A 14,820-nucleotide genomic window follows, 5' to 3' on the forward strand; every position below is an offset into this window, starting at 1 on the left:
GGCGGCCCGGCACTGACCGTCACTGCGGAGAGACAACGCCCACCCGTGCGGGGCGGAGAACCTTGTCTCCCATCTTGTATCCGGGCTGGATGAGGGTGCCGATCTGCTCGGACTCCACATCCTCAGAGGGGGTGTTCATGAGCGCGTCGTGGATCTCTGGTTCGAACGGCTCGCCGACCGCCCCGAATCGCACAAGCTGGTAGTTCGTCGCGAGGGTGTTCTCCACCTTCGTGGCGATCTGGCCGGCCGGGCCCTCGAGGTCATTGTGCTGCCGGGCCAGCTCGATGTCATCGAGGACGGACAGGAGCGTCTCGAGGACGGAGGCGATGCCGGCCTGCTTCTGGGCGGCGGCCTCCGACTTCGAGCGTCGGACGTACGCGTTGTACTCGTGGGAGACGTTGTAGACGTCGGCGCGAGCGCGGGCGAGCTGATCCTCGAGATCGACGATCTTCGCCTGAGCGGCATCGAGGGGATCGATTTCGGCCACCTCAGAATGCGGGCCGTCGCCGGCCGGCTCGGGGGCCGCGGCCTCAGCCGCGGGCCCCTCACCGGACTCAGTCCGATCCGACGCAGCCTGCGCTGCGGGATCCAGCTGAGTCTCGTCCACTCCGCCAGAGTCCTCGGAGATCATCTCGTCGGGCGTCTGGTTGTCATTCACTTGTCGTTACCATCCTCGTCGTCGACAACCTCGGCGTCGACAATATCCTCGTCGCCCTCAGCAGGCTCCTGTCCGGAGCCCTCCGGGGTGCCGGCATCCTGCTGGGCGTAGAGCGCCTCGCCGATCTTCTGCGACTTCTCGGTCAGGGTCTCGTTGGCCGTCTTGATGGCCTCGACATCCTCGCCCTCGAGCGCGGACTTCAGGTCGTCGACAGCGCCCTGGACATCGGAGACGAGAGCATCGTCGAGCTTGTCCTTGTTCTCCTTGAGGAGCTTCTCGATGGAGTATGCCTGCTGCTCGGCGAGGTTGCGGAGCTCAGCCTCCTCCTTGCGCTTGGCGTCCTCGGCCGCGTGGGCCTCGGCCTCCTTGATCATGCGGTCGATCTCGTCCTTCGGCAGGGCCGAGCCGCCCGTGATCGTCATCGACTGCTCCTTGCCGGTGCCGCGGTCCTTGGCGGACACGTGGACGATACCGTTGGCGTCGATGTCGAAGGTGACCTCAACCTGGGGCATGCCGCGCGGGGCGGGTGCGATTCCGGTGAGCTCGAAGGTGCCGAGCGGCTTGTTGTCGCGGGCGAACTCGCGCTCACCCTGGTAGACCTGGATGAGGACCGACGGCTGGTTGTCCTCCGCGGTCGAGAAGACCTCGGAGCGCTTGGTCGGGATCGCGGTGTTGCGCTCGATGAGCTTCGTCATGACGCCGCCCTTCGTCTCGATACCGAGCGAGAGGGGGGTGACGTCGATGAGGAGGACGTCCTTGCGGTCACCGGTGATGACGCCAGCCTGGAGGGCGGCGCCGACGGCGACGACCTCATCCGGGTTCACAGACTTGTTCGGCTCCTTGCCACCCGTGAGCTCCTTGACGACCTCGGTCACCATGGGCATACGCGTCGAACCGCCGACGAGGACGACGTGGTCGATCTCGCTCAGCTTGATGCCCGCATCCCTGATCACGTTGTTGAAGGGGACCTTCGTGCGCTCGAGCAGGTCGCTCGTCATGTCCTCGAACTTGGCGCGCGTGAGCTTCTCATCGAGGTGCAGCGGGCCGTTCTCGGTCTGCGAGAGGTACTGGAGGGTGATGTTCGTCGAGGTGGCGGAGGAGAGTTCCTTCTTCGCCTGCTCGGCGGCCTCCTTGAGACGCTGAAGCGCGATCTTATCCTTCGACAGGTCAACGCCGTAGTTGTTCTTCGCCTGGCCGACGAGCCAGTCGACGATCTTCTGATCCCAGTCGTCACCGCCGAGGCGGTTGTCGCCGTTGGTCGCACGGACCTGAATGGTGGAGAAGTCGTCATCGTCCTTGCCGACTTCGAGCAGGGACACGTCGAACGTGCCACCGCCGAGGTCGAAGACGAGGATGAGCTCGTCCTCCTTGCCCTTCTCCAGGCCGTAGGCCAGAGCGGCCGCCGTGGGCTCGTTGACGATGCGCTGCACGTTGAGGCCGGCGATCTGGCCGGCGTCCTTCGTGGCCTGGCGCTCGGCGTCGTTGAAGTAGGCGGGCACGGTGATGACCGCGTCGGTAACCTCTTCGCCGAGGTAGGCCTCAGCATCGTTCTTCAGCTTCGTGAGAATGAAGGCAGAGATCTGCTGCGGGGTGTACTTCTTGTCGTCGATGGCGACAGTCCAGTCCGTGCCCATGTGGCGCTTGACCGACTGGACGGTGCGCTCAACGTTCGTGACGGCCTGGCGCTTGGCGATCTCGCCGACGAGAACCTCGCCCGACTTCGAGAAGCCGACGACGGACGGGGTGGTGCGCGAGCCCTCTGCGTTCGCGATGACGGTGGGTTCGCCGCCCTCGAGGACAGCAACGCACGAGTTCGTGGTGCCGAGGTCGATGCCTACTGCACGTGCCATAGTGAATATCTCCTTCCGGGCCGAAGCCCTGCCGCCGAAGCGGCATCAAAATTTTCCTCCTCAAGTGTGGACCGTTCGGGAGGGTTATGTCCAACCGACTGGTCTTTTCTTGAGTCCACTCATGTCAACTTTAACGCTACATGCTTTATTCCCACCAGCCGAAAGTGCCGCCACTGCGCGGATTCCAGATCCTGAGGGCCGGCTGAACGAGGTCGGTGTCGTTCAGCTCTCGGTGGAGCCATGCTTCGTACAGATCGCCTCCGCCGGCACCCGCCCAACCCGATTCTGCTGACCGTGGACAGCTTCGGAGCGCGACTTCCGTCGTGCTCTGGCACGTACAGGTGAGTAGGGTGAGGAAGAGGATCAAATGCAGGGGAGAAACCGATGGACTTCGACGCTCAGGTCAAGGCGGTCACGCGGCGCACGGCGGACCGAGGCAGGAAGCACATTGTCGAGCTGGAGCAGGTGCTCACAGCCGAGCCCGCAGCGGTGTGGGACGCACTGACGAGTCCAGATGCGATGAGCCAGTGGTTCGACAACCTCGAGGGCAGCCTTAAAGAGGGCGGAGAGTATCGCCTGACCCTCAGCCGACACCACGGTCGCATTCGCGATTGCGTTCCGAACCGGCGCCTCAGCGTGACCTGGGAGCACGAGGGGTCCTTCTCAAGCCTCCGCATCACACTCGCATCGGCGGGCGAGGGCACCCGACTCACGCTCGCGCACGAGGTCCTGGCTGATGAGCATTGGGAGACATTCGGGCCGGCAGCGACCGGCATCGGCTGGGACGGCGCCCTCTACGCGCTGTCGCTCTACCTCCAGGGCGATGCGTCATCACGACCGGACGAAATGGCGGCGCTGATGGCAACGCCCGAGGGGCTTCAATACATCAGCGATCTCGCCGAAGCGTGGAAGCGCGCCCACATCGCCGGCGGTGCCAGCAGGCCGGAGGCTGAGGAGCTGGCGGCGAGAACAGCAGCTTTCTACCGGGGAGAGCCGCCGCCGAAGTAGCGTTCGAGCTTGCCGGAGGCGACACATCGCCTCTCACCCGCCCCTCGATCTCTTTGTCCGAGAAAGGCGGGAAGCATCATCCACGAGCGGCCCGAGACCACTGGTCTCGGGCCGCTTTGCGTCACTCCTCACTAAATCTGATGGTACCTGTTGCATCACCACTTCTCCTGCCCTATATTTACAGCAGGCACCTTTTCAACAGGTACCAATTTGAAGTTAGGAAACAGTGTGAACGACGATCTCTACAGAAAATTCAAGTACACGATGCATCTCATGAAGCCGCACCGCAGGGGCGGCCGCGGTCGCGGCCCCATCCATCCCGCCGCCGATCCCACGCGCGGGCAGGGCCGAATCCTGGCAGCGCTCAAGCTCCAGGACGGCATTCCGACGAGGGAGCTCGCCTTCATCCTCGGCATGAGGGTGGCATCGCTCAACGAGCTTCTCGTCAAGCTCGAGGCCGCGGGCCTCGTCGCCCGCGAGCAGTCACCCGAGGATCGCCGGGTCGTCCTCATCTCCCTCACCGAGGACGGTCGGAGCATCGAACAGCTGCGCCCCGAGGTCCCGGACGTCTTCGAAGCGCTCACTGAGGATCAGCGGGACCAGCTCGATGCGATCCTTGACGCCATGATCGCGCACCTCGAGGAGGGGTTCGGCGAGCCGAGCGAGGACTTCACGTCATGGACGGAGCGCGTCCGCGAGCGCGTCGGGGACGACAGGTTCGAGGCGTGGATGAGGGATGCCGAGAAGCTGGGCCCCGAGAGCCCGGTTCACCACTACGCGCGGCGGCGCGGACTCCACCACATGCACGCCGGGTTCCAGGGCGGACACGAAAGGCACCGTGGTGGCGGGTGCGAAGGTGGACACGAGAAGCGCCGCGGCGGCGGCTGCGAGGGCGGCCATGAACGTCGCGGTGGGGGCGGCCGATGCGACCACGGAGACATCTCCTAGCTGTACTGTCCGGGGAGGTTGGTTAAGCGGGTGATTGGGGCGAGCCTGTCGCAGGCTGTGTGGGGTCGGTGATGATTATAGTGATGCAGCCATCCTGGTAGGGCGTCTCGTCGCTCGGTTTCTGAGGTGTAGCAGCGGGCGTAGCCCCACCCGTCTGCCAGGGTGCGGTGGAAGCGCTCGATCTTCCCGTTGGTCTGGGGTCGGTACGGGCGGGTCCGTTTTGCTGTGATCTTCAGCCTGGCGCAGGTTTCGCGCCATAATATCGAGCGGTAGGCCGGACCGTTGTCGGAGAGCACTCTTTCGACGGTGACGCCTCGGGTGTTGAACCAGGCTGTGGCCCGCTCCAACACCCCGACGGCAGTGAGAGCGGTTTCATCATTGTGGACTTCGGCGTAGGCGACGCGAGAGTAGTCATCGATGACGGTGTGGACGAAGGCGTGGCCCATCTTCGGGTTGTGGTGGTGGTTGCGGGCCTTGTCCGGCGTTGCTATGCGGTTGCGGCCTCCCTGTTGGCGACCGACGAAGCGCCAGCCGCCGCCATCGGGGATGTTGCCGAGCTTCTTCACATCGACGTGAATCATCGAGCCGGGGTGGGGGTGTTCATAGCGGCGCACCGGCTCCCCGGTGGCGCGATCCATATGGGCGAGTCGGTTCAGCCGGCAGTGGCGCAGGATCTGATGAACGGTCGAGGGTGCCAGCCCGACCCGGACGGCCAGCTGGACCGGCCCTTCCCGCAGCCGCAGCCGCAGGCTCACGATTCGTCTTCTGATCTTCAGCGGGGTCTGGTAGGGAGAGGTCTTCGGGCGAGAGGAACGGTCCTGCATGGACTCACCAGCCCGGTAGCGGTCGGCCCAGCGTTTGACCGTCGGCCAGGAGCATTGGAACCGAGCCGCGACCTCGGCAATCGGCACCTGCTGGTCGACGACGAGCCGGGCGACGGTCAAACGGGCGCGAGGGGTCAGGGCTGCATTAGCGTGGGACATACGGAGGGCCTTCCTCGGAGTGCTGGTTTCGCAACTCCCACTCAACCGCGGAAGGCCCTCCCTTCACGTCACAAGTCAGCGCGTGTCATCGCACTGCCTCAACCAACCTGTCCGGTCAGTACACCTAGGCCCGGCGCTCCGGACAGAATGCCCTGGGATGTCGGCTCAGTCGTCCCAGGGTCGGCAGCCCGTGTTGACCTGGAAGATAAGGCCGCTGCCACGAGCCTTCGTCACGTGGACAACGCCGCCATCGGCCCTGTTGTAGAAGTCGACATAGAACCACGCGCTGCCGCTCGAGTCGATCATGTGGTCGTAGCCGATGGGCTCCACTTCCTCTTTGACGATCTCGAGGATCCGGGGGAAGTCCTCATCGGCAAGACCGAAGGTCATCCCCTCATCCCGCGACGTGTATCGACCCTCTCCGCTCGGGAACGTGCACGTCGCGTAGTCACCGCTGACGTAGCGGGTCTGGCTGACGTTCTCCCAGAGCTGGGCCCCGAACGTGAGGTCGATGCGCGCCCGAACGTTCTCGAGCGCGCGCGCCAGCAGAAAGTCCGCCGTCGCAATATCGACGCGGGCGGCGAGCGGCTTGTCGCCGTCGAAGAAAAGGCCTTCCTCCACCATCGACGCAGTACTCCCAATAGTCATGTGGAATATTTACCAGCCACGTGCTGTGTGCCACCGGGGCCAAGGTCCCTTGCCCCGCGGCGGTGGCTGCGGATAATACCATGCCGTTGCGGCGGTTCACGCCTGCGCCTCTGACATTCTCCTGCGATTCGGTCGATGAGCCTGATGGATGAAGGCCTTACCGGGCTGAACGAGTAACACTGTAGCTGTGACAGGCACCACGTGTCGAGATAATTGGAGCGGTTCGCTCTACCAGGTTTGTGAGCCTGGGAATATACTGAGCACACAGCATCTGACCCGGGCCGATGGGGCTCATGGCTGGAAGGGAACTGTCATGGCCGCCAGAATCATCTTCACCGTTCTTGCCCTGATCGCCGCCGTCTTCGCTCCCGCATCGTCTGCCGGCGCGGCGGACGCGAAGAACTTCGACCCGGGCTACATCATCTCCGACAGCGAGTTCTACGACTGGGACTCGATGACCGCACCCCAGGTGCAGTCCTTCCTCGAAGGCGTCAACCCGAACTGCGTCGCGGGCACCGACGGCACCCCGTGCCTGCAGGACTACACCGAGAACACCCCCGACACCCCGGCGCGCAGCGGCTGCGCCGCCCACGTCGGGCGGACGGGCGAGGTCGCCTCGAAGATCATCGCCGACGTGGCGAAGGAATGCCGGATCAACCCCCAGGTCTTCATCGTCCTCCTCCAGAAGGAGCAGGGGCTCGTCCTCGCGACCGGTAGCCAGCTGACTCCGCAGCGCTACGAGCGGGCGACGGGGCTGTCCTGCCCCGACGGTCCGGATGGTCAGCCGATCTGCGATCCCGCGCACGGCGGCTTCTACAAGCAGGTCCGCGGAGCCGGTGAGCGGTACAACGACTACCGAGACAAGCCGACCATGTACAAGAACTACCGGCCCGGGCAGACGTGGAACATCATGTACCACCCGAACTCGACCTGCGGCACGGGCCCGGTCTATATCGAGAACATGGCGACCACGCTCCTCTACACCTACACGCCGTACCAGCCGAATAGGGCGGCCCTCGACAATCTCTACGGCTCGGGGGATGCCTGCTCCTCGTACGGCAACCGCAACTTCTGGCGCTACTACACCGACTGGTTCGGCAATCCGACCGCGGACAACTGCATGACGACGGGTACATGCCAGTTCTTCCTCGTCAACGACTGGACGACGACGCAGGCCCGCCTTGGGGTCCGGATCACCAACGCGCCTGCCGGTACCCCGCTCGCGGGCACGTGGGCGTCAGGCGCCCCCGAATCCGTCGGCGTCCGCGCGGACGCAAACATGTACCTGCGGACCGACCATTATTCCGGGCCCGCCTCCATCGTCTATCGGTACGGCCGAGTGGGCGATGACGTGTTCGTCGGCGACTGGAACGGCGACGGCATCGACACGCCCGCGGTCCGCCGCGGCAACACGTGGTACCTCACCAACACGGTCGGCGCTGCGTATGCGGACATCAAGTTCACATTCGGCAGGGTGGGCGACACGGTCCTCATCGGCGACTGGAACGGTGATGGCATCGACACCCCTGCGGTCCGACGCGGCAACACCGTCTTCCAGTCGAACAGCTTCGACGGGGGGATCGCCGATCATACGTACAGCTATGGCCGCACGGCTGATGAGGTCATCGTCGGCGACTGGAACGGCGACGGGATGGACACGCTCGGCGTGCGGCGCGGCAACACGTACTACCTGAAGAACACAACGACAGGCGGCGTCGCCGACATCGTCGTCAACTACGGGAGGGCCACTGACCGCGTTGTCGTCGGCGACTGGAACGGCGACGGCATCGACACGCTCGGCGTGTACCGGCCCTAAGCATCACAGACGGGGCCGGCAGGGTGACGCAGATGAGGGGACCATGCGGTCCCCTCATCGTCATGCGCACTGTCAGCGCTTGGGCTTGCCGCCGCTGAAGTCGACGCGCTCCCAGCCGCGCTTGGGCTGCTGGGTAGAGATCGTCCTCTGGCGCGAGCGGTAGACGATGTCGGGGCGGGTCGTGTACCCGACCGGTGCCGAAAAGGCGTGGACGAGCCGGGTGAACGGCCAGATCGCGAACAGGAGGAAGCCGGCGATGACGTGCATCTGGAACGACAGCGGCACGCCGACCATGAGCTCCGGTTCGGGGTTGAGGATGAAGAGGTTCCGCAGCCAGGGCGAGATCGTCTCCCGGTAGTCGTACCCGTGGCCGGAGGTGAACACCTGGTTGATGAGGGTGGCGATCATGCCGAGGAGGATCGGCACGGCGAGGAAGATGTACATGATCTTGTCGTTCCTCGTCGTCGCGAGGAAGACATCACCATAGGTGCGGCGGCGGACGATGAGGAGGGCGAGCCCGATGACGGTCATGGCCCCCGCGATCGTGCCGGGGATCGTCGCGATCCAGTGGTAGACGGTGTCCGTGATCCCGACCGACCGGGTCCACGTCTTCGGGATCATGAGCCCGAGGAAGTGGCCGAAGGCGACGAAGAGGATCCCGAAGTGGAACAGGGGCGAGGCGAGGCGGAGCCACACGGACTCGTAGCTCTGGGACGAACGGGTCGTCCAGCCATACTGGTCGTACCGCCACCGCCAGATCATGCCGACGACGAAGGCGATCATCGAGACGTAGGGAACGACCACCCACAGGATGAGGTCAACGGCTTCCATGGTTCTCTCCAAACGTGAAGGGCTCGAGCGGGCCCATGGCGGTGACGCCCACCATCTCGGCCGGCGGGCCGTCGGTGATGAGCCTGAGGTACCGCTCCTTCGTCGCCTGATCGATGGCGGGGAGGGTCATGCACAGAGCGGCGACGAGTCCCGCATAGGGACTGCCCGCGCTCTCGAGCGTCGTGCGCAGGAGTTCGATCCCCTCCCGATGGGAGGAGAGCAGGTGGCCCGCGATCTCCGCGTCCCCCGTCGCCGAGAACTCGAGCACCATCGGCAGGTAGTCGGGCAGCTCCTGCCGGGCGACCTCTCGGCCGCCCGCGCGATAGGCCTCGGTGAACCGGACCAGCGCCGTGCCCCTCTTCCTCGTATCCCCCGTCAGGTAGTACGAGAGGTACATGGTCGCCCTGCGCTTGAGGTCGAAGATCGAGACGTAGTGCTTCTCGAGCTCCTGGAGGGAGTGGGTCTGCGGAGCATCGAGGAACCGGGCCAGCTCCTGCGCCACGGGCGTGGGCAGGTTGGCGGCTGCGAGCTCGCTGCGGATGAGGTGGAAGTGCTCGTACCTCTCCGGTGTCGGATAGTCGAGGAGGATCGACGCCGCCATGTGGATGAGCCGGCGCTGGTCGGCGTCGACGCGGACAGCGGGCGTCTCCCTCAGGTGAGAGACGGGGATGAAGGAGGTGGGCAGCATCAGTGACCATCCGATCCGGACGGCGGGAAGAGCCCGCCCGTCCCCTTCTTCGGGCTCCAGCCGAACAGGTTGACCCGGCCCGGGGTCGAGGGAGTCGTCGGATCGGTCTCGCGCTGCTTGGCGGAGACCGCCATCATCTGCCCCGCATTCATGCCCAGCCCCGCGCCGTCGGCGCCGATGCCGGGGCCGGTCATGCCGACCGAGCCCTCGAGCGAGCAGCCCGCCTGGAGGGCGATCTCGTCGAGCTCGCGGGCCGTCTCGGCGTGGGCGGTGGGGATGACGTAGCGCTCGTCGTAGTCGGCAATCGCCATGAGGCGGTACATGTCCTCCATGTCCTCCCCCGTCATACCGACCGCGGCCGCAATCTCCTCATCGCCGTCCCGGCCGAGATTGATGTCCCGCATGTAGGACCGCATGGCGGCGAGCCTGCGGAGCGACTTCTCGACCGGCTTCGTGTCACCGGCGGTGAACAGCTCCGCGAGGTACTCGAGTGGCGTCCTCATCTTCGACAGCGCCGTGAAGAGGATCCTGAAGTCCTCCGGGTCGGAGGTGGTCTTCGAGACCTCATCGACGATCGGGGTGAGCGGAGGCACGTACCAGACCATGGGCAACGTGCGGTATTCCGGGTGGAGGGGCAGGGCCACCTCGTATCGGGAGATCAGCTGCCACACGGGCGACTTCTGGGCCGCGAGGATCCAGTCATGGGGCATGCCCTGGCGCTCGGCCTCGGCAACGATCTGCGGATCGAAGGGGTCGAGGAATGCGGCGCGCTGAGCGTGGAGCAGGTCGTGCTCGTTCTCGACGGAGGCCGCCTCGGTCACCCGGTCGGCATCGTAGAGGACGATCCCGAGGTAGCGCAGGCGGCCGACGCAGGTCTCCGAGCAGACGGTCGGCAGGCCGACCTCGATGCGGGGGAAGCACATCGTGCACTTCTCGGCCTTGCCGGACTTGTGATTGAAGTAGACCTTCTTGTACGGGCATCCCGAGACGCACATGCGCCAGCCGCGGCACTTGTCCTGGTCGACGAGGACGATGCCGTCCTCGACGCGCTTGTACATGGCGCCCGACGGGCACGAGGCCACGCACGACGGGTTGAGGCAGTGCTCGCAGATCCTCGGCAGGTAGAACATGAAGGTCTTCTCGTACTCGAGCTGGACCTCCTCGTTCATCTTCGCGAGGATCGGGTCCTTCGCGGCGATCTCGTGCGATCCGCCGAGATCGTCGTCCCAGTTCGCGGACCACGAGATCTGCATGTCCTCGCCGGTCAGCAGCGACTTGGGGCGGGCGACGGGCACGTGGGCCGAGTTCGCGGGTGCGTTGAGGAGCATGTCGTAGTCGTACGTCCACGGCTCGTAGTAGTCCCGGATCCCCGGCATGTCGGGGTTGTAGAAGATGTTGAGGAGCTTCTTGGCCCGGCCGCCGGCCTTGAGCTTGAGCTTCCCGTTCCTCTTGAGCTCCCAGCCGCCCTTCCACTTCTCCTGGTCCTCGTACGTCTTCGGGTAGCCGAGCCCCGGGCGGGTCTCGACGTTGTTGAACCACACGTACTCCATGCCCTCACGGTTCGTCCACACCTGTTTGCAGGTGACGGAGCACGTGTGGCAGCCGATGCACTTGTCGAGGTTCATGACCATCGACATCTGAGCCATGATTCGCATCAGTACTCCACTTCCTGAGAGCGACGGCGAATGACCGTCACCTCGTCTCGCTGGTTTCCTGTCGGACCGACATAGTTGAAGGCGTAGGCCTGCTGTGCGTAGCCGCCGATGAGGTGGGTCGGCTTCATGAGCACCCGGGTGAGTGCATTGTGGATGCCGCCGCGGCGGCCGGTCAGCTCGGCCTTCGGCACGTCGACCGTCCGCTCGGTCGCGTGGTGGAGGTAGACCGTGCCCTCGGGCATCCGGTGAGAGACGACCGCCCTCGCAACAACGACACCGTTGCGGTTGTAGGCCTCGACCCACTCGTTGTCCTTGACCCCAATCTTCGCCGCGTCCTCGATGCTCATCCACATCGCAGGACCACCCCGGCCGAGCGACAGCATGTAGAGGTTGTCCTGGTACTCGGAGTGGATCGACCACTTATTGTGGGGCGTGAGGTAGCGGACCGCGACCTCGGCGACCTGCTCATCGCCCGCATAGCCGGTTGTCTGCTCGCCGATCTTCGCGTCCCCATACAGCCTGTGCAGGTCGAGCGGGGGCTTGTAGGTCGGCAGGTTCTCTCCGAGGTCCGTCATCCAGTCGTGGTCGAGGAAGAAGTGCTGGCGCCCCGTCAGGGTATGCCAGGGCTTCTCGTGCTCGACGTTGATGACGAACGCAGAGTAGCGGCGCCCGCCGGTCTCCGAGCCGGACCACTCCGGTGAGGTGACGACGGGGATCGGCGCCTCCCGGGTCTTCGCGAAGGTGATGAGCGTCGACTCGTTCTCCTCGGCGAGGGAGGCGAACTCCTTGCCGACACGCTTCTCCATCTCCTTGAAGCCCTGGAGGGCGAGGCGGCCGTTGGTGGCACCCGCGAGGGTGAGGATCATGTCGGCGGCCTTGCGGTCCGTGTCGATGAGGGGACGGCCCTTGGCAATGCCGGAGCGGGCGACGCCGTTGCGGCTGCGCAGCAGCTCCATCTCCTTATCAGGGCGGAAGGTGACGCCCTTCGTCGTCATCCCGACCTTCTCGGGCAGCGGACCGATCGCGTTCCACTTCTCGAAGACCTTCGTGTAATCCCGTTCGATCGTGATGAGCTTCGGCATGGTGACGCCCGGGATCATGTCAGTCGACTCGTAGGGATCAACGGAGCCCCGCGGCATCGCCAGCGCGTCCGGTGTGTCGTGGCTGAGCGGCGCCGCAACAACGTCCTTCCGCGTGCCGAGGTGTTTGACCGCCATCTCCGAGAAGTCCTTCGCGAGCGTCTGGAAGATCTCGTAGTCGGTGCGGGCCTGCCACGGCGGGTCGATGGCGACGTTGAACGAGTTGACGAACGGATGCATGTCAGTCGTCGAGATGTCGAACTTCTCGTACCAGGTCGCCGCCGGCAGGACGACGTCCGAGTGGAGGGTCGTCGAGGTCATGCGGAAGTCGGCCGTCATGAAGAGGTCGACCTTGCCGCGGGCCGCCTCCTCGCGCCACACCATCGACGTCGGGCGATTCTCCGGGCCGTTCTCGGCGCCGCGGACCGAGTGCCCGGAGCCGAGGAGGTGCTTGTAGAAGTACTCCGCGCCCTTCGCGGACGAGCCGAGGACGTTGGTGCGCCAGTTGAAGATGACCCGCGGGAAGTTCTCCGGGTTGTCGGGATCGGTGCACGCCCACTCGAGGTCGCCCTTCTTCAGCTGGTCGACGACGTACTGGGGCACCTCCATGCCCGCCTCCTCCGCACCGTCGGCGATGTCGAGCGGGTTGCGGTTGAACGTCGGGTAGGACGGCATCCAGCCCCGCTTCGAGGCCTCGACGAGAGTGTCCGCGGTCGTGCGGCCCTTCATCGACTCGCCCGCGAGCGGGGAGGCGAGCGCCTCGACGGGGAGCCCGTCGTAGCGCCACTGATCGGTCGCGAGGTACCAGTAGGCCGTCGTGATCATCTGCCGAGTCGGGCGCTGCCAGTCGAGGGCGAACGCGTACTGGGCAAAGCCGGTGATCGGGCGGACCTTCTCCTGGCCCACGTAGTGCGCCCAGCCGCCGCCGTTCTTCCCCTGGCAGCCGCACATCATCGTGAGCGCCAGCATCGTCCGATAGATGGTGTCGGAGTGGAAGTAGTGGTTCGTCCCGGCACCCATGATGATCATTGAGCGGCCGCGCGACTCGTCCGCGTTCTGGGCGAATTCGCAGGCCACGCGCTCGATCGCCTCGACATTGACGCCGGTGATCGCGGCCGCCCACGCGGGCGTGCCGACGGCCGTCTCGTCATCCTCACCCTCCGGCCAGGATCCCGGCAGACCCTCGCGGCCCACGCCGTACTGGGCGAGCATGAGGTCGTAGACCGTTGTGACCGTCCGGCCGGCGATCTGCGTCGTGGGAACTCCCCGGCGGTAGACCTCGGCGGAGCCGAGGTGCTTCTCGCCCTCGGAGGCGTTGGCGGAGATCTCGGTGTCGAAGCGGGTGAGGAGAACCTTGGCCGTGCCGTGCCCGGCGAGGTCCTGGAGCGTCATGAGCGGGTCGCGGCCCTGGAGGTCGAGGTTCCAGTGCCCGAGTCCCGACTCGGTGAACCGGTCACCCAGGCTGCCGTTGGGGACGAAGGGCTGGCCGAGTGCGTCGATCATGACGGTCTTGAAGGCCGGCTGATCACCCGCATCACCCCACGCGCCCACCTCCTGGAGGTCGGCGGCGGTGAGGAACTTGTGGGGCATGAGGGCGCCGTCGCGCTCCGTCAGCTCGATAAGGAAGGCGGAGTCGGTGTACTTCTTCATGTAGTCGAAGAAGTACGGGGTCCTCTTCTTCACGTGGAAGTCGCGGAGGATGACGTGGCCCATGGCGAGGCCGAGGGCGCCATCGGTGCCCGGGTGGACACGCAGCCACTCATCGGCGAACTTCGTCGCATCCGAGAAGTCCGGCGAGACCGAGACGACCTTCGTTCCCTTGTAGCGGACCTCCGTCATGAAGTGAGCATCCGGCGTTCTCGTCACAGGCGGGTTCGAGCCCCACATCATGAGGTACGAGGAGTTGTACCAGTCGGCCGACTCCGGCACGTCCGTCTGATCGCCGAACACCTGGGGGGATGCCATCGGCAGGTCCGCGTACCAGTCGTAGAACGACAGGATCGTGCCGCCGATCATCGAGTAGAAGCGGGTGCCCGCGCCGTAGGAGACCTGGGACATGGCGGGGATGACGGTGAAGCCCGCCGTGCGGTCGGGGCCGTACCGTTTGACCGTGTAGACGTGGGCCGCGGCGACAAGCTCGTTGACCTCATTCCACGAGCATCGGACCAGCCCGCCCCGGCCCCGCTGCTCCTTGTAGGAGCGGGCCTTCTCGGGATCCTCGACGATCGACTGCCACGCGTCGACCGGGTCATCGAAGTCGGCCTTCGCACCTCGCCAGAGGTTGATGAGCTGGGCCCTCACGTAGGGGTAGCGGACCCTCGTCGGGGAGTACGTGTACCAGGAGAACGCGGCGCCTCTCGGGCACCCGCGCGGCTCGTACTCGGGCATGTCCGCCCCGATCGACGGATAGTCGGTCTGCTGCTCCTCCCACGTGATGATGCCGTCTTTGACGTACACCTTCCACGAGCAGGATCCCGTGCAGTTGACGCCGTGCGTCGAGCGGACGACCTTGTCGTGGCTCCAGCGGTCGCGGTAGAAGGCCTCGCCCGCACGAGGGGACTTGAGGAACATCTGGCGCAGATCGTCCGAGGCCTCACCCCGCCGCAGGAACGTGCCCAGTTTGAGGATCGGTGATGTTGACATGATGGACCTTCCA

The 14,820-nt window shown here is 65.3% G+C and carries 11 protein-coding genes; 3 read left to right on the plus strand and 8 right to left on the minus strand.

The genetic code is table 11. The features are described from left to right. Positions 1-19: 19 nt before the first annotated feature. On the minus strand, positions 20-658 hold the full coding sequence (locus EJO69_RS07490; RefSeq protein ID WP_245993568.1) for a nucleotide exchange factor GrpE: 639 nt from the start codon (positions 656-658) through the stop codon (positions 20-22). Beyond that, on the minus strand, positions 655-2,508 hold the full coding sequence (dnaK, locus tag EJO69_RS07495; protein ID WP_126040677.1) for a molecular chaperone DnaK: 1,854 nt from the start codon (positions 2,506-2,508) through the stop codon (positions 655-657). Before dnaK ends, EJO69_RS07490 begins: the two co-directional genes overlap by 4 nt. Positions 2,509-2,892: 384 nt before the next feature. Here dnaK and EJO69_RS07500 point away from each other — a divergent pair, with 384 nt between their 5' ends. Both EJO69_RS07500 and EJO69_RS07505 read left to right on the plus strand, forming a co-directional pair. Further along, complete coding sequence (locus EJO69_RS07500; RefSeq protein WP_126040679.1) at positions 2,893-3,516, plus strand: SRPBCC domain-containing protein; 624 nt, start codon at positions 2,893-2,895, stop codon at positions 3,514-3,516. Between the two features lie 228 nt (positions 3,517-3,744). Next, positions 3,745-4,464 (plus strand): MarR family winged helix-turn-helix transcriptional regulator, encoded by a 720-nt coding sequence (locus EJO69_RS07505; RefSeq protein WP_126040681.1) that lies wholly within the window; start codon positions 3,745-3,747, stop codon positions 4,462-4,464. On the opposite strand, the gene EJO69_RS07510 is transcribed toward EJO69_RS07505, so the two are convergent. Both EJO69_RS07510 and EJO69_RS07515 read right to left on the minus strand, forming a co-directional pair. Further along, the gene (locus EJO69_RS07510) at positions 4,461-5,447 is read right to left on the minus strand and encodes an IS481 family transposase (protein WP_126038221.1); all 987 of its coding nucleotides are present in this window, start codon (positions 5,445-5,447) and stop codon (positions 4,461-4,463) included. The genes EJO69_RS07505 and EJO69_RS07510 overlap by 4 nt on opposite strands. Before the next feature lie 165 nt (positions 5,448-5,612). Next, positions 5,613-6,095, minus strand: coding sequence for a hypothetical protein (locus EJO69_RS07515; RefSeq protein ID WP_126040683.1), 483 nt, complete (start codon positions 6,093-6,095; stop codon positions 5,613-5,615). Between the two features lie 313 nt (positions 6,096-6,408). Here EJO69_RS07515 and EJO69_RS07520 point away from each other — a divergent pair, with 313 nt between their 5' ends. Then, a complete protein-coding gene (locus EJO69_RS07520) occupies positions 6,409-7,911 on the plus strand; it encodes a hypothetical protein (RefSeq protein ID WP_126040684.1) in 1,503 nt (500 codons plus the stop codon). A gap of 72 nt (positions 7,912-7,983) precedes the next feature. Here the strand turns inward: EJO69_RS07520 and narI are convergent, their stop codons facing one another. Genes narI through EJO69_RS07540 form a run of 4 tightly spaced genes read right to left on the minus strand, consistent with a single transcriptional unit; the run spans position 7,984 to position 14,807 of the window. After that, positions 7,984-8,742, minus strand: coding sequence for a respiratory nitrate reductase subunit gamma (gene narI, locus EJO69_RS07525; RefSeq protein WP_126040686.1), 759 nt, complete (start codon positions 8,740-8,742; stop codon positions 7,984-7,986). Next, positions 8,729-9,430, minus strand: coding sequence for a nitrate reductase molybdenum cofactor assembly chaperone (narJ, locus tag EJO69_RS07530; RefSeq protein ID WP_126040688.1), 702 nt, complete (start codon positions 9,428-9,430; stop codon positions 8,729-8,731). The genes narI and narJ overlap by 14 nt, the downstream gene beginning before the upstream one ends. After that, positions 9,430-11,085, minus strand: a complete 1,656-nt coding sequence (gene narH / locus EJO69_RS07535) for a nitrate reductase subunit beta (RefSeq protein ID WP_126040690.1) — start codon at positions 11,083-11,085, stop codon at positions 9,430-9,432. The genes narJ and narH overlap by 1 nt, the downstream gene beginning before the upstream one ends. Then, positions 11,085-14,807 (minus strand): nitrate reductase subunit alpha, encoded by a 3,723-nt coding sequence (locus tag EJO69_RS07540; protein ID WP_126040692.1) that lies wholly within the window; start codon positions 14,805-14,807, stop codon positions 11,085-11,087. The genes narH and EJO69_RS07540 overlap by 1 nt, the downstream gene beginning before the upstream one ends. Positions 14,808-14,820 lie beyond the last annotated feature (13 nt).

It is taken from the genome of Flaviflexus salsibiostraticola (assembly GCF_003952265.1).
In the GTDB taxonomy this organism is placed as follows: Bacteria; Actinomycetota; Actinomycetes; order Actinomycetales; family Actinomycetaceae; genus Flaviflexus; species Flaviflexus salsibiostraticola.